General features: G+C 37.2%; 12 protein-coding genes. 2 read left to right on the top strand and 10 right to left on the bottom strand.

Features of this window, described 5'->3' with window-relative positions:
- Positions 1 to 47: 47 nt before the first annotated feature.
- The 5 genes from DPX34_RS06325 to DPX34_RS06345 all read right to left on the bottom strand — a co-directional run bounded on the left by DPX34_RS06325 (position 48) and on the right by DPX34_RS06345 (position 8,775).
- Positions 48 to 2,501 carry an MFS transporter gene (locus DPX34_RS06325; protein WP_111977570.1) on the bottom strand — a complete coding sequence of 818 codons (2,454 nt, stop codon included), beginning with the start codon at positions 2,499 to 2,501 and terminating at the stop codon, positions 48 to 50.
- Positions 2,498 to 3,667: an ABC transporter substrate-binding protein gene (locus DPX34_RS06330; protein ID WP_157964636.1), complete on the bottom strand. Its 1,170-nt coding sequence runs from the start codon at positions 3,665 to 3,667 to the stop codon at positions 2,498 to 2,500. Before DPX34_RS06330 ends, DPX34_RS06325 begins: the two co-directional genes overlap by 4 nt.
- A 266-nt stretch (positions 3,668 to 3,933) precedes the next feature.
- Positions 3,934 to 4,857 (bottom strand): porin, encoded by a 924-nt coding sequence (locus tag DPX34_RS06335; protein ID WP_111977572.1) that lies wholly within the window; start codon positions 4,855 to 4,857, stop codon positions 3,934 to 3,936.
- A 954-nt stretch (positions 4,858 to 5,811) separates the two neighbouring features.
- On the bottom strand, positions 5,812 to 7,281 hold the full coding sequence (locus DPX34_RS06340; RefSeq protein WP_111977573.1) for a sulfatase family protein: 1,470 nt from the start codon (positions 7,279 to 7,281) through the stop codon (positions 5,812 to 5,814).
- Positions 7,282 to 7,350: 69 nt separating this feature from the next.
- The gene (locus DPX34_RS06345; protein WP_111977574.1) at positions 7,351 to 8,775 is read right to left on the bottom strand and encodes a sulfatase-like hydrolase/transferase; all 1,425 of its coding nucleotides are present in this window, start codon (positions 8,773 to 8,775) and stop codon (positions 7,351 to 7,353) included.
- Between the two features lie 389 nt (positions 8,776 to 9,164).
- On the opposite strand from DPX34_RS06345, the gene DPX34_RS06350 reads away from it, so the two are divergent.
- Positions 9,165 to 10,622 (top strand): helix-turn-helix transcriptional regulator, encoded by a 1,458-nt coding sequence (locus DPX34_RS06350; protein WP_111977575.1) that lies wholly within the window; start codon positions 9,165 to 9,167, stop codon positions 10,620 to 10,622.
- 75 nt (positions 10,623 to 10,697) lie between these two features.
- Here DPX34_RS06350 and DPX34_RS06355 read toward each other — a convergent pair whose 3' ends face one another.
- A complete protein-coding gene (locus DPX34_RS06355; protein ID WP_111977576.1) occupies positions 10,698 to 12,086 on the bottom strand; it encodes a BNR repeat-containing protein in 1,389 nt (462 codons plus the stop codon).
- Positions 12,087 to 12,172: 86 nt separating this feature from the next.
- Positions 12,173 to 15,310, bottom strand: coding sequence for a TonB-dependent receptor (locus tag DPX34_RS06360; RefSeq protein WP_111977577.1), 3,138 nt, complete (start codon positions 15,308 to 15,310; stop codon positions 12,173 to 12,175).
- 981 nt (positions 15,311 to 16,291) lie between these two features.
- Between DPX34_RS06360 and DPX34_RS06365 the strand changes: the two genes are divergently transcribed.
- The gene (locus DPX34_RS06365) at positions 16,292 to 17,074 is read left to right on the top strand and encodes a sugar phosphate isomerase/epimerase family protein (protein ID WP_232824675.1); all 783 of its coding nucleotides are present in this window, start codon (positions 16,292 to 16,294) and stop codon (positions 17,072 to 17,074) included.
- Positions 17,075 to 17,477: 403 nt separating this feature from the next.
- Here the strand turns inward: DPX34_RS06365 and DPX34_RS06370 are convergent, their stop codons facing one another.
- The 3 genes from DPX34_RS06370 to DPX34_RS06380 all read right to left on the bottom strand — a co-directional run bounded on the left by DPX34_RS06370 (position 17,478) and on the right by DPX34_RS06380 (position 21,109).
- A complete protein-coding gene (locus DPX34_RS06370; protein ID WP_111977579.1) occupies positions 17,478 to 18,728 on the bottom strand; it encodes a glycoside hydrolase family 88 protein in 1,251 nt (416 codons plus the stop codon).
- Between the two features lie 84 nt (positions 18,729 to 18,812).
- On the bottom strand, positions 18,813 to 20,543 hold the full coding sequence (locus DPX34_RS06375; protein ID WP_111977580.1) for a GMC oxidoreductase: 1,731 nt from the start codon (positions 20,541 to 20,543) through the stop codon (positions 18,813 to 18,815).
- Positions 20,540 to 21,109, bottom strand: coding sequence for a gluconate 2-dehydrogenase subunit 3 family protein (locus tag DPX34_RS06380; RefSeq protein ID WP_111977619.1), 570 nt, complete (start codon positions 21,107 to 21,109; stop codon positions 20,540 to 20,542). The genes DPX34_RS06375 and DPX34_RS06380 overlap by 4 nt, the downstream gene beginning before the upstream one ends.
- Between the last annotated feature and the right edge of the window lie 115 nt (positions 21,110 to 21,224).

The raw sequence follows: 21,224 nt of genomic DNA on the forward strand, positions 1-21,224 counted from the left end.
CTAAGAATCGTTAAATAGAGGGAACGTTTTTTTTTGATAATCACAAATTATTTCGCTAACTTTGAGGGTAAAAAGAAAAAGAGTAAACCACAAACAGCCATTATTATCCCAAAATAGGCAATGGCGATTTGATTTTGATTAGTCATCGCTAACAATGAACCAATAACTAAGGGACCAATAGTATGTCCACCACGCTCAAGAAAAGTATACGTAGCAGTGGTAGATTTTATGCCGTTTTTATGGGCGATTGGCGTTTTATTAATATAGGTAATAACCGGTGAGGTTAGAAATCCATTAGAGATACCGGCCACAGTAATACTCAGAATGATTAAGCCATCTAATAACCAAGGTATATCAGTCATCGATATAAAAGACTGTAAATAATGTGCTATTAAATAAAGATCAAAATGATTACTCACATCCACTGCTTTTAATGATTCCGTTCCTAATAGGCCTAATAAAATGATACTTAAACCACCAATAATAGCGCTAGAAAAAATGATCGCATAAGAAATATCTTTTTTATCGACCCATTTAGATGCGTAATGAGTCGCAATGATTGATGCAATGTAATACAACATTAATGCTTGACCAATTTCGCCTGGCGTAAATTGATTATTAATAAGCATCAAAGGCGTTGCAAACATAATAACGCCAGTAATTGCCATTTTGCCAGGAATGGCAATTAGGCATAAAGATTTTACAAACTCACTGTCTTTAAGTGAATTAAGTACATTGTGAAACATACGTGAAAAAGTGATTTTTTTAGTATTTTCATCAGATGTTTCTTTAACATCAATGATCAAAAACCACATATACAACATCGCAAATAAGCTAATTGATGAACCAATAACAAATACGGTTTCAAAATCAGTAAACGAGAAAATCAACGCACCAATCGCAGTCCCTGATATAAGCCCAGTGTTTCGGCCGATGACTTTAACTGCAGAACCCTGTGTTCGTTTATCTTTCGGTGTCACAACCAATAAATAAGACTGCAAACCAATTAAAAAGAAACCTTGGCCCGCTCCAGAAATTGCGCGAGCAATAACTATCGCCCAATAGCTGTCTAAAAATATAATGAAAATTAAACCTATCAACTCCAATAAAGCGCCAATAAGCATTAACATCTTTAATGAACCTTTTTCGGCGTATTGCCCAGCTGGAATTAAAACTAAAGCGAACATGGCATAGTAAGCAGTGAAAGGTAAAGAGCTACTCGCAAAAAGGCTAGCTTCTACACTCGCTAACTCTTTAACAAGATGAGGCAAGAAAGAAACTGAAAGTGCATGCACAAAAACAATTAAAAAATAGGCTGATTTAATTATTTGCAAATTATCGAATAATTTACTGTGCGGGTCAGTTTGAGATGGTTTTAATAATGAAGAAATACTGGTGCTTGCATTTATAAAAATAAATGAAATTAAACCACAAGCGACAATCAACGTAATAAACTCATTAACACTGGTTAAGATGGCTTGATTAACCACATCAACAGGAATCGAAACAGAAATGTACAATTCATCATGAACCGGTTTTTCTGTGCCATTGAGCTGAATTGAATATTCAAAAACATCATTATCTAAATAGTTAGTCTCGCCAATTTTTGCAATATCCGTGTGATATTTCCAAACACCATTCTGTATTAAAGCTATTTCTCTAATATCGGGGTTATTATTCTTATACGCAATAAACGTTTGCTCGATCCCCGATATATCATCAATATTAATATCAAGTGCCAGTACAGAATTTAAACGAGCGACCATTGAATCCGTTAAGGCTTGAGCTTTAGCTTGCGCACCGTCTTCATATATTTTCAAAACAGTCGTTACAATAACCGTAGAAATGAAGATAAAACAAATCGCATAACCAAATTTTAAAATTCTTGCTTTGTTATTTAAGTTAAGTGTTTCAAGTAAAATAACAAAAAAAGAAAATACAATAATAGTCATTAAAAATAGATTGAAAACCTTATCATATAATTTATTAGATGGACCTAAGAGCTTTGATTTATCAGCTGCTATTTCAAGTACGCCCGCACTTTCAAACGAGCTTTCAAGTGGCGTAGTTAACTTAATGGTTTGGTCGTTTTCATAAACGGTATAACTACTGTTATTAAGTGTTAGATCACTAAGAGGGTATTGTTCATTAGAAATTATTTGATCGTCATTTAGGGTCGAAAAAATCACTTTTTGAACTGTGTTTCTAATCACTATGTGCTCAATACTGGGATCAGAATCGAGCAGGGTTGCCGATAATTGCTTAAATGCACTGTATTGCGTTAATGGTTGCCCCGCATTTAAGAATGATTCGACCGAGTTTTTAATAACCTCGCCCTGTGTTGAAAGTTTAGACGCTTGGAATTGCTTACTTTGTTTATTTGACTCCCAAAAACCCACATAACTGAGTAATAACAAAGTCAAAGCTGAAACAAAAATGGTGGGTAAACTAATTTTTAAGTTATTAAGAAACTGTAAAACCTGCATTTTAAAAGCATTCATTGTATGTTTTCACCAAAGGCTCTTGCGGTCTTGCCTTCATAATTATAAATAAAATCAGAACTTTCAAAAAAATCGAAAGGAATTTTTAAGCCGATTTTCTTAGCAACTCTAAAGTTAATAGCAATGTCAGGTGGCGATACTACGCCCACTGGCAAATCTTCAACGTTTAACTCTTTTCTTAAGATTTTTATCGCATAAATACTGGCTAACAAGGCATTATTTCGGCGATCAATACCAATACCTAAAACAGCACTGTTATCACCCGGTTTGACAATGTTTGGAATAGACCCAATCACAGGTATATTTTGAGCAAATTGGTTAATAGTGGCAATTTCAGAAAAAGCGGCGGTACTACTCGTTAACCAGAAAAGTGTATCATTAAGGTCAGTATCAATATTTTGTAGTTGTTTTATTGCACTAGGAAATTGTTGTTGTAATTCGGTTTTCGCTGTTTCTCTTGAGCTAACTTCAATATCTATAATTTCGATCCCCATTTTTTTAAAGGTTTTTTTCATAGGGAGAACTTCGGTTTGCAAAACAGCATTATGTGTATTGTTATAAATTAAACCAATCGCTTTTAAATTAGGTTTTAACGTTTTTAAATAGTTTAATTGCACAGAAAGAGGGATATTTAACGTCGTGTATGCAATATTGTGATTACTCGGTGAAGTATAGTCATCTACAAAACCTAATAAAACAGGGTCTTTATTTATAGCGGTCACAACCGGTATGGCTTCACCTTTAAAATGTTTATTAACTAGCAAAGCGGTTTCGGACCCAATAGAGAATATTAAATCAATTTTTTGCTCTTTAGCTAAGGCAAGAATATTTAACCCAAGCTGATTTTTTTTGTCAAAATTAAATACAGATATGTGCGCTGATATTTCACTTTGGCCTAACTTTTCTAAAAATTTATTAATAGCAAGTATGTAACTATTTGATTTTTTTGGTAAAATAACAAAAATTCTTTTTTCGTTATCAATCGCTTGTTTCGATTTTAACTCCATCGATAACTGTTCATTATTTGAAAAATTCACAGACCAATTTTTATTATTCGATTCAGATATTTTAAGCCAAGCTAATTCTACGGCATTTACACTGTGCGAGAAAAAAATTAACGCAACCACTGTGTATTTAAATAGCCACAGAACTTTAAAATAAGACATACAAGGTTTTCCAACAATAATGGATGGCGACAAGGCACATGGTTTAAATTTTATATTGCTAAGTGACATTGTAATCATGGAACACGATCCACAATTAATTTTAATAAATACACAAATTAGAGTAGGGGGCGCACGTCACTACTTAACTAACAAACATCGACATCAATTTAAAAACGAGAAACAATCAACGCTTATTATTAATGTAAATTAATTAGAGAGTTAATCATTAAAATTACTCTCTGATTAATAAACAATTAGCTTAAGGTTTAAAATTTATATTCTATACCTAATGCGAGATATTTTTGGTCAACATCATTATCCATATCAAACGACGTATAAAAAGCATATAATTTAGTACTACTCGCCAGTTTATAATCCGCGCCAAGCGAAAATCCTTTTTTGCTGGTATCGTCTTCATAATCAGCCGTTTGCACTTGAGCTTTTAAATCGACTTTATCCAAGGTGTATTTTGCTGAAAGCATAATACCATCCATCTTGGCACCGCTCATGTCTTTTTGAGTTTGGAACATACCGCCAAGTTTGATATCAGCAAGCTTAGTGGCAAGTGTCACACGAGTTGTATCATATTCTTTGACATCATTATCAACCGCAATCGCGGCATATACGTTTGATTTTTTTAGCGATTTATCGCCATAAAAAACAGCTAAAGATAAACCATTTTCAGCATCTACTTCATCTTCAGTAATGTATGTCATCCCAAATTGAAAAGCGTTAAATACAGGTGATTTATAAGTTATTGAATCTTTAACTCTATTTTCACCTTTAAACAACGATTTAATATCACCATTATAACCATTAAAGATGTCGACTTTACCTTGTGATTGCTTTAATACTGAATCATTATTGCCAAGCAATACTTCACCAAAAGCCCCCTTTAAGCCAATATATTGATTACGATCAGTGACACTACTCCCTTTATCACTGTCTCCATCCATATCAACACCAAACTCGGCTTTATAAACAACAAACAAACCATTATCTATTTCATTAGAGCCTTTAAAGCCGATGCGCGAAGCATTACTTTTAATTTCTTGGTAAGAGCCATCACCATCATCAGATGATTGTAGTGATAAATTAGCTTTGCCATATATATCGACCGATGAAGCAAATGACAACATCGGGAATGCAGTTAAAATAGAAAGTGTAAGTAGGGATTTGACTGTTTTCATTATGTTTTCCAATCACGACATGTGTTAAGTAGATAAATATCAAACGAATTTTAAACTTTACGTTTAAATCATTTTTATAATAAACCATCTTAGTCGTTGCATTATTTTTTGCTAGTTATTAATGAAGGAATTATTCATCAAAGTGTAATAAAGCGCATAATTTAACCAATGCGAGTTAAATTATTTAGGATCACATAAAGACATAAAAGTGGAAAACACATAAATTTAAAAAACAGCATTTTTAATCATATATTTACGTTACACATTGTTCAGCAAACCGATAGTAGAGAATAACATTTTAGGTATATACATTATTACCGATAAGTAACAATTATCGGTAATAATACAAATTAACGTTAATCGATAAACTTATTTACTGTCATCACAAGAATGAAATAACAAACACAATACTATTTAACATAATCATCATTATGGGCTACTTAATCAATGCGAGATAAAATACCTCCCGCAGAAACTTTAATCACAAAGCTTATTATCAGAATTAGATTGCAATTCGTTAGCGTGAAATAAGCTTAGGTAAAGCGGTTAATATTATAAAACCGTCTTACCTCGCAGGTTATCAATCAGAGCCTGTTGGCATTAGAAATATAAAACATACGCCCACACTTTTTGATTTGTTAATGGCAGAAGAAAACCAAAAAATGCCCTTTTGTGTTATCAACAATGCAAAATTTTAGCTTCGTTATTATCGCTAATGCGTTTTGAAAACGGAACGTTATAAAAACCACGGCCCGGTTCAATCCAAAACGTTTTGCTCTTTGTTATTGGCTTTTGACGTAGAAGTACTATGCCATCAAGCCAATGCCGTGATCAAAATGCTTTGGAATTGAATAAATCGATACGACAAAGATAAACACGCCCTAGCAATTGACTCAAAACTTACAAATAAGAGTTTAGTTTAATGCTTGGCTTCTATCATGGCTTGAGTTCAGGTTAATTAACATGGTACTTTTTACGCGCGTTCGCTTGTTGGTTGTCTTCTTTATTTAGCTGCTCATAAAATGCTTTAACAGCGCTTTTATATTCATTGGATTGCCGCAAGATATTTTCTTTGTTGTTTTTATTCCACTCGTTCCAAAGTTTGGCCAATTCAGCTTGTTTTTGTGGATATTTATCCACTGCGTTTATTTGTTCAGTTGGGTCGTTCACCATATCAAAATAAGCTCGGTCAACTCCTGGCAAACCTTGCTGCATATATTTGCCTGTCATGGTACGCACAGCCCAAATATTATCTGCTTCTTCTAAACGCCAAAATAAGGCTTTATGTGGTGTGCCCGTTTTGCGTTTTGTTATATAAGGCTCTAAGTTAACACCTTCAAGTAAACCGTCTGATGCATCTGCTTTAGCAAGCGCCACTGAGGTGGCTGCGATATCCAGTGCAGATACTAGGCCGTCAAATTTAAAACCTTGTTTAATTTTATTTGGCCAATGCGCAATAAATGGCACATGTACGCCCCCTTCCATTAAAGCCACTTTACCATGACGAAACGGTGCATTGTCTGCCCAGTCGTATTGAGGCCACCAAGAATCTGGATATAAACCGCCGTTGTCAGATAAGAAGAAAATAAGCGTATTTTTATATTTACCTTTTTCTTTTAGCGCATCAACAACCATGCCTATACCTTGGTCCATCTCATCAACCATAGCCGCATAAATTTGGCGATTTTTGTTTTTGATATGGCTGTATTTTTTAATTGTTTCTGCTGGTGCTTGTAAAGGCGCGTGTGGTGCATTATATGATAGGTACATCATAAAGGGCTCGTTACCACTGCGTTTAATGTATTGGGCTGCGTCTCGGCTTAAGGCTGTGGTTAAATATTCATTAAATTCTGCTGGTTGACTGTTGCGTACAATAGGCAACCAATAACCGTCAGGGCTACCAACGTGCACTTGCCCTGGCATGTACATGTGTCCGCCATCTAAAAAACCATAAAAATAATCAAAGCCTTGGTTATTAGGTTGAAACTTTGGTGCACCCCCTAAATGCCATTTACCAAAAATCGAGGTTTTATAACCCACTTTTTGCAAACGTTCGGCAAAGGTTAATTCTTCTGTTGGTAGCCCCATGTACGGGTCGTATGGTGTGTAGGTAACATTGTTTTCCATGCCAAAACGGGCTTGATAACGTCCAGTTAATAAACCAGCGCGTGAAGGGCCACAATAAGGGTGAGTAACATAACCGTTTTCAAATGTAACCCCATTTTCAGCTAGCTCATTTAACCTAGGGGTTTTAATTTCTGTTGAGCTATTGGTAAAACCAACATCGTTATAGCCAAGGTCGTCAGCTAAAATAACAATGATGTTGGGTCTTTCGTCGGCATTTGCGCTAACGCTATAACAAAACGTGCTACAAAAAAATGCCACGGCGTAGCTCAAGTGTTTAATTATGTTTGATAATTTCATGGTAAAACTTCTCATGGGTTTTAAATTTAATGTTAAGTCTGATTTAAGTTATCTGGATCACGGGTTAAATTAGTCGGCTTTGTGATTTCGGTACTTATCCATTCTGCGCATGGCTGCACCTTCATATTGGCGTTTCAATTGCCACAAAGGGCGTTCTAAGGTGAGTTCCCATGCAAATAATTTTTGGTAGAGGTCTTTAACAATTTGCGGCTGTTGCTTGGCAAGGTTTATTTGCTCTGCTTGATCTTGAGCTAGGTTGTATAGCTCTACTGGGCGGTCTGGGAAACGCAATAGTTTCCAATCCATATCACGGATAGCCGCACGGTTTTCTTTTTTCCAATACAAGGTTTTATGAGGGCGTGTTTGAGTTGTATTGGACTTTTTGTTTAGATATGGCAACAAATTAACCCCATCTAAGTGCGCAAACTCAGCTAAATTAGCACCAGCTAGGGTTAAAAAAGTAGGCATTAAATCAAGTGTACTGACAGGATATTCAAATTGCATATTTGCAGTTAATTTATCAGGCAAGCGCATCAGCATTGGTACACGTATCCCCCCTTCAAGATGATTCGCTTTTGTACCACTTAGCGGATAATTATTTGCGTGGTTTTGATCGGTTGGCCCACCATTGTCATTAACAAAAACCACTAAGGTATTGTTGGCGATTTTTAATCGCTCAAGCTGGTTGAATAATAAACCCAACTGCTGATCCATGTTTAAATTCATAGCCGCAAGAATTTTGCGAGTACCTGTTAAATTAGGAAATTGTGCTAAGTCTTCGGGTTTGGCCTGCATAGGGGCATGAACTGCAGTTAACGATAGCACAGCAAAAAAAGGTTGTTTGTTTTGCACTGTAGTCGTTATAAATTGGCTGGTTTCGGCAACAAGTGCATCGGTTAAATAGCCTTGATGTTCTTTATAAACTTTAAAGCCACGCTCCATACGCTCGTTATTGCGCTGCTTCAATTCGCTTTCATCGTAGGCGTAATAACTGCGCGAACCGGTTCTAAAACCATAAAAGTGATCAAATCCTCGACGTATTGGATGATATTTATCGTGATCACCTAAATGCCATTTACCGATTAAACCTGTGGTATAACCGAGTTGTCGTAAGTGATCCGCAATGGTTAGTTCAGACAATGGCAAGCCCATTTCATCACCCATCAAACCCGACTCACTCATAAAACCTGGTACATTATTTTCTTCAAAACCAAATTTTTGTTGGTACTTGCCAGTAAATAATCCGGCTCTTGAAGGGCCACATACAGCCGCGGTGACATAAGCTTGTTTAAATAAAATACTGTGTTTAGCAAACTTATCTAAGTTGGGCGTTTTCATAGTTTTGCTGCCGTGAAAGCCAAAATCGTGATAACCCGCGTCATCCGAAATTATCAATAATATATTGGGTTTTGACGCAGCATAAACTAAAGATAAGGATGTTAATTGTAAACATGTTGCGATAAGGTAAAGTACGACTTTATGCAGTAAATTCATTGTTTGTTTTCTCGCGCTCGTTTGCCTGTTTAGTCAAAATTAATAAAGCTCAGGTATTTAAGTTTAAATTTTAATTAAACACTTGCTTTTAAAATTGGCTAAAAGGTTTAATTAATTTTTTAATCTACAGTCAAAGCGATCGGGTTTTAGGGGAAGCCGTCAAGCTTCGAGACCCCATGAGCATATGCTCTATTATGTGATTGGGGCGAGTAAGCGCTGACAATGAACCATAAAACCTGAGCGAGAAGACTATATCTATAACAATGATTTACTGGCTATTTGGTTTGGGGTTCTAGTGAGAGTTTCTATTTTAAAAATCGGCTTTTGGCCTATATTTAAAGTTCTTTAGGGTGGATTTATCTTTGATTAAAAGTAACGAGCAAAAATAAATGGTCTATACAGAGTTAGATTGGCATACATTTCTGAGGGCTATCATCCCTTTTATTGCCGCTAATGTTTATTTAATGGTGCTAATCTATTTTACTTTGGTCCGAGCGCGCATTGGCAGTGCCTACGCATATTTTGCGACTTTTATGGCTTGCATTATTTTGTTTTTATCCGGCCCACTTATTAACATTATGCCCATTGAAAACGGCAAGCGCTGGTTTGATTTAGTTCGAAATGTATTGCTGTTTAGCTTAGGTATGCCAGCTTTGGTATACGGTTTATTTATTCAAGCGCAAATAACTGTGCGCCGAGAAATCTTCATAATTCCTATTTTATTAGGTATGGCTTGGTCCTTATTGTTTGTGATAGCTCCGCCTTTTTATTACCATCATCTTGATCAACAGCCGTGGCCAAAAGTGTTCGAAAGTATCACTAACCAAGATATTTATAATGCTCAAATTCTGTTGGTAACCATACAATTGTTACTGCCTAGTTTGTTTATACTTTATCGGCCCATAAAACGTTACGTAGCTATCTTGGTTTATGCTGTTTTGCTTCTTTATACCTGTATATGCATAGGTAACATTTTTCAGAAGTGGGTGGTTTATTATGCAGGCAGTGCGTTAACCGCAATTATTTGGGCATCGGCAATTTATCGCGATATTCAAATGACCAACGAGAAAGTTAAACAACATTATTTACATCAAAGTTCTTTGGCGATAGCGCAATATGCGGCACCATCCAACACCCACTTTACTGAATATTATCCCAAAAAAATTAACGAATCTTATCCTTTCAAAGAACGCGCAGCGCTTATTGAAACGGTAGCTTTTGCCCGAGGAGCTTTAGTCGCTGATCGAGTACAAAATTTATTACACGCCCTAAAAAGCTTCAGTCAGCATAATCTAGCTACTTACCGCGTTCGTGCCAAAGAAGTGTTATTTATGTTATTTGATTCGTTAATTTTTAATAGCGGTAATGCGGCTACTTTAATTAAACAACTCGAAGAAAAAGGTCAAGCATTAGAAGCCTGCACTTCATTTACACAAATTGATGACATTATTCAGCACGAAGCCAAATTTTTAGCGAGCTTAAGCGGCAAAACTGAAGATTCTCCTGCTGACTCTGCATTAGTAGACAGAATTAAAACGTTTATACTCAGCCATTATCACAAAGATATCTCCCTTAATGATATTGCCGACGAAATAGGCGCAAGCCGTTCACATATTACAAAAAACTTTAAAAACCTAACGGCACAAACGATAAATCAATATTTAATTGATGTACGCATTAATAAATCAAAAGAGTTATTATTAACTCAGTCAATAACCAACACGGCATTTGATGTGGGTTTTAACAACTCGGCTTATTTTTCGACGGTGTTTAAAAAACAAACTGGCTGTACACCTAAAGAATATCAACGGGTTCATACAACAACGACCAATAAAACAATGATTTAACTATTAAATTCCCATGTTGTTAGATTACGGTTAAAACGAGTGTTGTTAGCGAAACAACACTCATAAAAATCGAGTTTAAAAAACTTCGTGTAATAACATGACACTCGCGGGGCTAATCTTAGCATGTGCATTATCACGGTTACCCGGTTGACTAAACCACGATAGATAATACGAATGTCCTTCAGGGCTTAAATCGCCAACCCCTTTAAAAACTTGGTTCTCTAAAGTGAATCGCTTATCTTCAAACATATGTAAATTTGCATGCTTTGCAGAGTTATCGATAATCGCTGGATATAAACTTGAAGGAACAACCTTTAAAGTTGATAACGTATTTTCATCAACAATAAATTGCATAATGTCATCATGTTTTCGAACCGTTACGCCTATTTTATTATTACCTAAGGCTACCGGTGAATAAGGTCTCACCGCAAAACGGCCTAATGAGCCATGGCCACTAAAATCCCATCTGAAGTTTTTCCAATCACTGATTTGGCTTGAAACCCAGTTACGGCCTGATTTTCTAGCAAGAAACATTTGCGTTTGACCGGCTGCATCATATTTGTGATAAGTAATAATAGGTTGGTTATTACTATCAAAACCGAGTTTAACATTACCGTTAATCATGCCACCAAAAGCAGGAACCGGATCAACAATTTCAGTTTTGGCTAACGTTAATGGCAATTCAATTTTGTTACCATTTGAATCTTGCCAATTTAATAAATCAACACTGCGGGCATACGAAAGTGAATGGTTTGTTGCGGCATTAGGCGTATTACGCCACACCCAAATCAAATGAAAATACCCATCTTTGCCTAACGTGGGGCCTTCAAAATAGCCACTCATTTCACCTTGGCCATCTAAAAATTGTTGGTTATGTAATTTAGACCAAGATTGACTCTTAGTGTCATAAATATTGTACATTTCGTTACCATTGCCACTGCCGCCATTTCTATACTTAACAATGAGATCATTGTTTTTATTTAATAAAAATATTGGATACGTCATTCGTTGTTCTACATCGCGGTTAACCAATGTTGGTATACGTTTTAATGAGCGCACGTTATAAGGTTCTGACGTTCTAAAATATTCAAGCGGATCAGCATGCATATTACCCATTACGTGTAAATGCCCTGCTTTATCGAGCTCCATCGTGACATAATTATGACTATCCCAGCCTAACCAACTATCCACTTTATAGTAACGCCACTTATCATTAATCGTTCGATAAGCCACGGTCATTTGGCGATTAGCATCAAAATAAGCAACAAATTGATGTTTACCTCGGGTTAATAAAAAAGGCTTAATGCGATGACCCGACCAAACATGGTCGATCGCTTCCGTTTTTAAAAGTTGTTTATCATTTGTTTGATTATCTGCTGATACCGCAAATACAGCGGTAAATAAAAGAGTTAAAAATAGATAAATTTTTTGAGAGCTTAATAAAGGCGATTTAAATAAAGACATACTAAAACCAATACATATTTAATAGAAAAGGCGGCCAATAAATTGGCCGCCCATAATGTATAACAATCGTTTTTTACACAATTAACTTAGAATGAATAGTTAACACCAAGCTCAAAAATACGACCGGTATAATCGATACGTGCTACTGCTCTTTCATCTTCACCGAAGTATTCATATACTTGCTCATCAGTTAAGTTGTAAGCTTTTAAGTGAACTTTTAACCCTTGGGCAATTTTATATGACGAAGAAAGATCTAAACGACCACTCGCTTTCGTTCTACGATCTTCAATACCGTAATATTGACTGCTCTTTCTGATGTCAAACGAATCACGCCAGTTATAAGCTAAACGAACACTAAAGTTATCATCTTCCCAATAACCGATTAAGTTATAAGAGCGAGGTGATACTTTATAAAGTTTATTATCCCCTTCATCACCTGTTTGCTTAATGTAGGTATAGTTAAATACACCACCAAAGCCATTCCAAGGATACGGTAAGAAATCTAGTTTTTGTTGTGCTGCAAATTCAACACCTTGTAACTTAATTTCATTATCGGCGTTGAAACTACGGTTAACCGTAACATTACGGTTTGTCACTTCACCGGTATCAGGGTTAGTAAATGTTTCTGTTTGAATACAGTTTCCGCTAGATTCTGAATCTTCACCTTCAAATGCGCCAAATTGCTCATCAATGAAAGTATATTCACCTAGGCTAGGACATGGCTTTTCTTGTAAGAATAAACCGGTAATTTCTTTTTGGAATAAACCAACAGAAATCGCACTGCCTTCTCGGTTATACCATTCAAAAGATAGATCAAAATTATCAGCCGTATAAGGTTCTAACTCACCTTTAGGTAAATCGATAGTTAAAGAGTTATTACTTTCTTTAATCGTTAATGAAGGATTTTGAGCTCTTAAGTTAGGTCTAACTAAGGCTTTATAATACGCAGTACGCACAATTATATCGTCGGTAAGTTCAACCGATAAATTCATTGAAGGCAAAGTATTGCTATAATCACTTTCAAACGGGAAATCATCAGGAACATAAACTTTAGATGGAAGCTGTTTAGCAACCTTACCTAAAAATTTATTTTCTGTTTTTTCATGGCGAACACCAAAGTTACCACTATAGTAAACCGAACCTATTTCACCTGAGAAATCAGACATTAAATAAGCGGCAGTAATCGTTTGTTCAGCACTAAAATTATTAGCAAAGAAATTAGGTAATTTTGTACCGTTATTTAAGCGATCATAAAAAACACTTGGCGAAGCAATGGTTAATGCATAAGGGTTGTCATCAGTAACCGCCGTTAAATCGGCTAAGCCTTTTGATAACTCGTTAGAAATAAAGTCGTTATCAAACGTTCTCCAACCACTCCCAGCACCAAATGTACCCGGTATAGCCCCATCAAAAAATGCAGTTTGTTGCTCGCTGATAATATTATCGTGAATAAAACCTTCATTTATTGCGTCAGTATCAATACCCACAATACCAATTTTTTGGTCACGATTATCCAATTCTTCAGTACTTGTGCGTACACCAAATTTAATTGAACCAATACTGAATTCATCAGCTAAATCGAGTTGCAAAATTCGTTCAGCGTTAAACTCAGCAGCCGACATTTCACGAGTCGGGTTGTCTACACGACCATCAACCGTAAATTGTAAACGACGACCACCATTTGATGGATCATTTGAAGAAACAGTACCGCCCGTATAGCCAGGCTTTTGCCAATTCAAATTATTGTAATTGTAGTTATCCCAACCTGTTGCAGTAACAATCGTATCGGCAGTATTGCCTTGGCCAGTACTAATCGTACCGTCGATACCGGTTGGAACAGATGGGTAAGATGCTCTAACTCCACCATCTGGTGTAAAATTAGTTGCTGGGTTGTGATGTTGTGTATGACGAAAATCAATACCAATATTCATAAATTGATTTTCGGCTTCTGAGTAACTAACAATACCGTCTAATACCCAGTCATCTTTAGCATAGTCAGCATATAACATAATGCCTTTCGCCGTCTCTAAAAATGTCGTTTTACGATTAGTAAACTGTAAACCACCGTCAGTAAAGTTTACCTTGCTTGCAATATATTCAGGGTTACCAGCAGCATCATGTTTATAAATGAAAGGCGCGGTTGCCATATCCGGTTCAACATTTGCACTATAATAATGACGTTTACTAGAGGCTTTTGCTGGGGTGTTGTGATGAAGACCAGCAAAAAATGCGGTATCTTCTTTTGTGCCATCGCCTAAATCACGTTCTGTATATAATACATGAGAACCTAATTTTAAATTTTCACTGGGTTTCCATTCAATGTTACCCGTAAATGAAACACGATCACCTTCACTATATTCAGTAACGTTACGTCCATTTGCTACACCTTTAACAACCGCATCAGCCGGTAAACCCCAAGCCGCTTTATAATCACCAATCGTATTAGAGATCATGTCGCCTTGAGTATTCGTTTCATCAAGAGATGTATAAACCGTTGTTTGCATTAAGTCACGACGGAACGTTTGCTCTGAACCAGAAAATTTAACAGCAACGGCTAATTCATCTTTAATTAAATGCTTTGCAGCAGAAAATTTGATTGTTTTATCCCAGTTACCCGTTAATTCTTCTAAACGACCACCTAAACTAACGCTATATTTACCATCTTTTTTAGCTAAAGCTTGTTGTAATTTTTTATCAACAACGCCCGCCATACCACCCGCTTGTATATCTGCGGTAGGTGATTTAATAAGTGTTACACCGTCAAACACACCCGCTTCGAATGAAGCAAAAGGGTTTGTACCACCCGTTGGACCAGAACTACGACTCGGCGTCGCGAATGATTGACCAAATGCCGTAGTTTTAACAAAACCACCCGATAAACCACGTAAACTGATTTCAGAAGTACGACCTTCATTTGAACGATCTAACTGTACACCAGGAAGAGCCTGTAAAGCTTCACCAAAATCTAATGCAGGTAACGCATCAATATCAGCAGAAGAAATTGCATCAACAATCGATACCGCTTCACGTTTAGTATTTAGTGCATTTTCTAAAGCACCACGAACACCGGTTACTTCAATGACTTCAGTTTCTTCTTCACCTAAAGCACTATTAACTTCTTGTGCTAATAAAGTGGGTGAACTTACTGCCATGGCCATACCGGCAATACCGCTGAAAAATACTGAATGATAACTTTTTTTGGTTTGTCTGTTTACTACGGACATTTTGTCTACCTCGTTGAATAAGGAGTTATTATTGTGATTAGAATAAATTTACATATGTGTTGTTTGTGTATTTATTATTACAATTTTTTAACACATGATTTATATTAGACGAACCAACCCACACTTTCAAGCATAAATGGTCATTATCAATCTACTTGTCACACAACCCGATAAGAATATTAGGTAAATAAAATAAAATACCATTTAAAAACAGTTAGTTAATCTAGAATAATAAAAATAAATATAATTTTAAAAATTATAAAAATTATAAAAATTATAAAAATTATAAAAATTATAAAAAAACATAAAGTATTTAAACTATTAAATAAACCCCTGATATTAAGACTTTTAAAATAGATTATTAATGCTAAATTAATCGTTTTTAATATAGTCAAAGCGATCGGGTTTTAGGGGCAGGTTTCTAGTTCCAGACGAAACCTAAGTACTTACATCCATGTAAGCAAAGCCGTCAAAGCTACCGCGTCCTGCTCTCGCCCCTTACCTGCATCCATGCAGGCAAAGCTACCGCGTCCTGCTCTCGCCCCTTACCTGCATCCATGCAGGCAAGCTTCGAGACCCCATGAGCATATGCTCTACTATGTGATTGGGGCCGCCTAAATGGATTTAGGTGTTAGAACGACGCAGGAGCCAAAGTCGAGAGTAAGCGCTGACAATGAACCATAAAACCTGAGCGAGAAGACTATAAGTAACTAAAAATCACTACAGAGCTGATTTACCCTAGCTTTAAGTATTTTTATTAACGATTAACCCGGATCACTCTCTTGAGTTAACCTTATAAATACTTACAAATTTATAAAGACTTTTATACAACAAACATAGATAATCAAATAAAATCACAAGCAACCAAATAATATTAAAATGAATAAATGTCTATGCAAAATGTTTATAATCGTGATCTCATTCCTCTTTTTTCAAAGTAACGTTCATAGTAAAAATAAATTGGTAATACCGGCAATCAGTGTGCAATTACACTCGGTAAAAGAAGCCTTAAAGGAAGATTTTGAAGGTACGCTCGAAGCACTCGCCGCAATGGGGTTCAAAGGGGTAGAATTTGCAGGGCATTATGGCAAGTATAAACGAGACCCAGTGGGGCTTAAAAATTTCTTAGATTCGTTAGGGTTAACCGCAAGCGGCGCGCACATTGGATTAGCACAGCTGCAAGGTGATAACGCATTAAATCAATTTACATTTTTTAAAGCACTTGGGGTTAAATTAATCCTTATTCCGCATGACAAACGCATCGATAATGCAGAAAAAATAGATGAACTAATAGCAGACATAACCAAACTCTCTATACTCGCTAATAGCCTGGACATGAAGCTGGGTTACCATAATCATGCTAAAGAGTTTAAACCTTATAAAAACAGTACCTTTTGGGATTATTTAGCCCTAAATACCCCACCAGAATTTGTGCTACAACTCGATGCAGGTTGGGCAAATTTTGCTGCAATCGATCCGATTACATACGTTAAACGTTATCCAAATCGAACGCTCACCACGCACTTCAAAGTTAGAACCTATCAGGGTAAACCCGGCCCCGTAAGCAAAGATAAAAAAGTGATTATCGGCCAAAACAATTACGACTGGGCGGCATTAATAAAAGCCACTATTCAATATGGTAACACCCAATGGATTGTTGTAGAGCAAGAAGAATATCCAAATGGTTTAACACCATTGCAAGCAGTTCAACAATCGCTTAACGGACTTAACACTATTATCAGTAACATCAAAATGGCTCACTAGGATTTAAAATGCTTAAGAAAAATTAGCATCCATCGGACTATTTATAGTCAAAGCGATCGGGTTTTAGGGGAAGCCGTCAAGCTTCGAGACGCCATGAGCATATACTCTACTATGTGATTGGGGCGAGTAAGCGCTGACAATGAACCATAAAACCTGAGCGAAAAGACTATATATTAATCCCCCTAGTTGGGGGCTGCGGGCAAACAAAGCCCGACACTCAACAAGCGGTTAACACACAAATAAAAGAACGACCCACGCCTAATATCCTGTTTATTAAAAATTAAACCACGTCCTTTGGGCGTGGTTTAAATTTTTAATAAAACAAACAAAAAAGGCCGAGTTTATTTTTATCAAATAAGCTCGGCCTTTTAATCGCTAACGTTTGCTAACGCATAAAAATAGTTTATAAGTTTTTACAACGCGTTAACGCTTCTAAATAATAATAATCACCATAGTTAAGCGAAGCATTTAAATCTAAATCACGTGGATAATTTCCTGTCGCTTGTTTCAGCAAGAAATGACCATTTTCGCCTTTACTCGCTAAATAAGCAGGTGAAGCTAAATTACGTAACATGGTCATTGCTGCATCGCGGTAGCGCTTCGCTTCTTCTGCATCAACATAGGTTGCTAACTCTAATAGCCCACTAGCTAATAAAGAAGCAGCTGATGAATCTCGATAATTCACTACGTCAGGGTATTCAGGTGCATCATAATCAAAATAAGGGATTAAATCGTCTGGCATGTTTTTATGCGTTAATAGGTAATTAACAATATTACGAGCATGATTTAAAAACTTCTCGTCTTGAGTATATCGGTACACCATTGTATAACCATAAGCGCCCCACGCTTGGCCACGAGACCAAGAAGAATCATCGGCTATCCCTTGAAAAGTCTGTTTAAAATTAGGCAAGCCCGTTGTACGGTTATAATTAACTAAATGAAATGAACTGTGATCGTCTCTAAAATGATGTTTCATCGTTACCGTTGCATGGCTAACCGCCGCATCATGATACGTTTGATCACCCGTTGCAATTGAAGCATCAAACAATAATTCTAAATTCATCATATTGTCGATAATTACCGGGAATTCCCACGTGCCCCAACTCCAAGAATACGTTGTGCCAATATGCGGGTTATAACGCTCCATTAAGGTTTTAGCAGCGTTAACCAACAACGGCGAATAAGATTCATTGCCCGTTAAGCGTTTACCGTTACCAAAACTGCTGTTCATGATAAAACCGATGTCATGCGTTTTACGATTAAACTGTTGTTCTTTTAACGCTAAAGTCCAATCTGTTGCTGTTTTTAACCAACTTTTATCTTTATTGTGTTCATATATATACCAAAAATTACCGGCAACAAACCCACTGGTCCAGCCCATTGTATTGGTATATTTAACTTCGTTTTCACTGTAAGACGTCGGGATCTGGCGCGGATCGGTATAAGCCTGTCTAAAATCATTTAATTGCTCGCCGGCCTTATCAAGTGCGGCATGACAAAATGCAACATTATCAGCCGGCCAATTTACAGGCGTTGACGGGGTTTGATTTGCCGATTGATCTGCGCGAGTCGTCTCTGATGCCGTCATCGAACAAGCAGAAAGGGCAATGGTTACCCCTGCTGCAATGAGTGTTTTGGTTAATGTGTTATGCATATTCATACCTTTTAAATTTATGTTTTGGCTTATCTTGTGGCTTAACTTTTGTCATCATTAAGCATCAGCCAACGCGTAAAATTGTTATAAAATACCTTGGTTCATTAATTTAGTAGCATAATCAGCAGCGCGAGCCGTGATCGCCATATACGTAAGTGACGGATTTTGTGTCGCACAAGAAGACATACACGCTCCATCTGTAACAAATAAATTATCGACATCATGCGCTTGTGCCCACTTATTTAAAACCGATGTTTTAGGATCTGCCCCCATACACGCACCGCCCATTTCATGTGTCCGGTTACCCACGGTGATATGCTGATCTTTGGGGGTTTCAATAATTTTAATTTTTGTACAGCCACCCACTTCTAATATTTCTTTAATGTCTTTAGCGGCTTGGCTGATCATGTGGCGTTCGTTATCTCGTACTTGTGCGTCGATATGTAACAGCGGGATCCCCCATTTATCTTTTTTAGTTGGGTGCAAGCTGGCTTGATTATCATAATAGGGTAGCATTTCACCATACATAAACGCTTTAAAATGCCAAGGTTTAGGCTGATTAGCTTCCGCTTTTACCTTAGCACCAATACCTTCACGTTTTGCTGTATTACCACTGCTCGGCCTAGCTCCTGCCGTTGTTTGATAACCGTATCCGCGTGTGAAATTGACGTTGCCTGTTTTTTCGTGGCGAAAATTAGGAATATAAGTGGCGATGGGGCGGCGACCATAGCTGTATTGATCGTCAAACCCCGGCACTTCACCCATGCCAACAGCGCCCGTGAAGTGGTCCATAATATAACGCCCCACAACACCACTTGAATTGGCGATGCCATTAGGAAAGGTTTTTGATTTTGAATTCAGTAAAATTTGTACCGTACCTAAGGCCGAAGCACATAAAAAAACAACGCGAGCGCGGTAACTGCGTTGCTCAAGCGTGTTAGCATCAACTACCATTATACCACTCGCTTTACCGGTTTTTTCATCATAATTAACATGTGAGGCAATTGCATCGGTTACTATCGTTAATTTACCGGTGGCTTTTGCAGCCGGTAGGGTCGCCGATAACGAACTAAAATAGGCACCTAATGTACAACCACGTGCACAATATGATCGAGCCTGACAAGCAATTCGCCCCAGAGTTCGCTGCTCAGCACTTGGCTCAGTTAAATTAGCCGATCGGCCAATAATAAGATGTCGGTCGGTGTATTTTTCAGCCATTTTTTTTGCAATCGATTGCTCGGCGCAACTCATTTGCCATGGTTTTTGAAACACACCGTCAGGTAACACATCGAGTCCATCTTTGTTGCCGGCAACCCCAATAAACGTTTCAACGTGATCATACCAAGGTTTAAGATCGTCATAACTAATCGGCCACGGCACTCCATGCCCATCTTTGGCATTGGCTTCAAAATCTTTAGCACCCCAGCGGAGCACTTGCCGTCCCCAAGTCAGCGAACGCCCACCAAGCTGATGTCCGCGTGTCCACATAAAAGGACGATCATCAGGGTAAGAATAAGGGGCTTCTTTATCATCAACAAAAAATTGAATCGAATCAGTTTTTAACGTTTTTTTCTTCGCTTTGAGCATACGATAACGGCCTTCTTCATCATATAACTCCGTCGCTAGCCCTCGGTTTTCGAGTTGCCAAGGCGTTTTCATGTCATTGTATTCAGGGCTAGGATGGTCAAGATGCCGACCGCGCTCAATCACTAACGTATTAAACCCTTTCTCACAAAATTCTTTTGCAGCCCAACCGCCTGTAATACCCGAGCCGACAACAATGACATCATATTGTGTTGCTTGCTGCGTACTCATAAATAGCCTCGAGCTTGGATCGTGTCTAGCTCCTGTTTAGATAAACTGCCGCGATATCCGCCCGGAATTAAAATAAAATCGGGATTAGCTTCTTCAGAGGTATAATAAATATGAAAAACCATTTCTTTTAGTCGACGATAATGAGTCGACAACACGCTTTTTTTATTAGCAAAAGCCGTTTTGTCTAATTGCTCAATTAATAAAAAACGATCGTCAAAAGCTAACTTATTATAGACTGATCCATAGGTCGATTTAGCTAGGTCATTTATTTGGGCAACAATAAAACGAAACTGTCGTTTACTCTTAACGCCAGCCCACGTTAACATTAAGCCGTCTAAAACGGGGATCACATGGGCATCAGTAGCGCCTGGCGTATCGGTTTTAGGTATCATAATTTCTGCAACATCGGTCAGCAACGTCAGCTCAGCCGCATTAAAAAACTGACCATCCATCAGCACTTTTTGTAAATTATTCTGTTCATTCAATAACGTAGCAAACAAAGGCGCAGTCACAACACATAACGTTGTGCCTAAAAATACTCTGCGCGTAATTTTATTATCAAGCATGTAAATTATCTCCCATCTATTATGGCGCTTACAAAAAACGTTAAACTTGCCACTGTAATATTTTATATAACGTCGACGTATTGATATTAAGCCTGCGCCTAACAACATTATAAAA

It is taken from the genome of Algibacillus agarilyticus, from assembly GCF_003286125.1.
Taxonomy (GTDB): domain Bacteria; phylum Pseudomonadota; class Gammaproteobacteria; order Enterobacterales; family Alteromonadaceae; genus Algibacillus; species Algibacillus agarilyticus.

Bases quoted from the DNA above. Each gene is read 5' to 3' on its own strand.
- DPX34_RS06370 (WP_111977579.1), bottom strand. From the start codon at position 18,728: ATGCATAACACATTAACCAAAACACTCATTGCAGCAGGGGTAACCATT.
- DPX34_RS06380 (WP_111977619.1), bottom strand. From the start codon at position 21,109: ATGCTTGATAATAAAATTACGCGCAGAGTATTTTTAGGCACAACGTTA.
- DPX34_RS06360 (WP_111977577.1), bottom strand. From the start codon at position 15,310: ATGTCCGTAGTAAACAGACAAACCAAAAAAAGTTATCATTCAGTATTT.
- DPX34_RS06375 (WP_111977580.1), bottom strand. From the start codon at position 20,543: ATGAGTACGCAGCAAGCAACACAATATGATGTCATTGTTGTCGGCTCG.
- DPX34_RS06340 (WP_111977573.1), bottom strand. From the start codon at position 7,281: ATGAAATTATCAAACATAATTAAACACTTGAGCTACGCCGTGGCATTT.
- DPX34_RS06345 (WP_111977574.1), bottom strand. From the start codon at position 8,775: ATGAATTTACTGCATAAAGTCGTACTTTACCTTATCGCAACATGTTTA.
- DPX34_RS06330 (WP_157964636.1), bottom strand. From the start codon at position 3,667: ATGTCTTATTTTAAAGTTCTGTGGCTATTTAAATACACAGTGGTTGCG.
- DPX34_RS06325 (WP_111977570.1), bottom strand. From the start codon at position 2,501: ATGAATGCTTTTAAAATGCAGGTTTTACAGTTTCTTAATAACTTAAAA.
- DPX34_RS06335 (WP_111977572.1), bottom strand. From the start codon at position 4,857: ATGAAAACAGTCAAATCCCTACTTACACTTTCTATTTTAACTGCATTC.
- DPX34_RS06355 (WP_111977576.1), bottom strand. From the start codon at position 12,086: ATGTCTTTATTTAAATCGCCTTTATTAAGCTCTCAAAAAATTTATCTA.
- DPX34_RS06350 (WP_111977575.1), top strand. From the start codon at position 9,165: ATGGTCTATACAGAGTTAGATTGGCATACATTTCTGAGGGCTATCATC.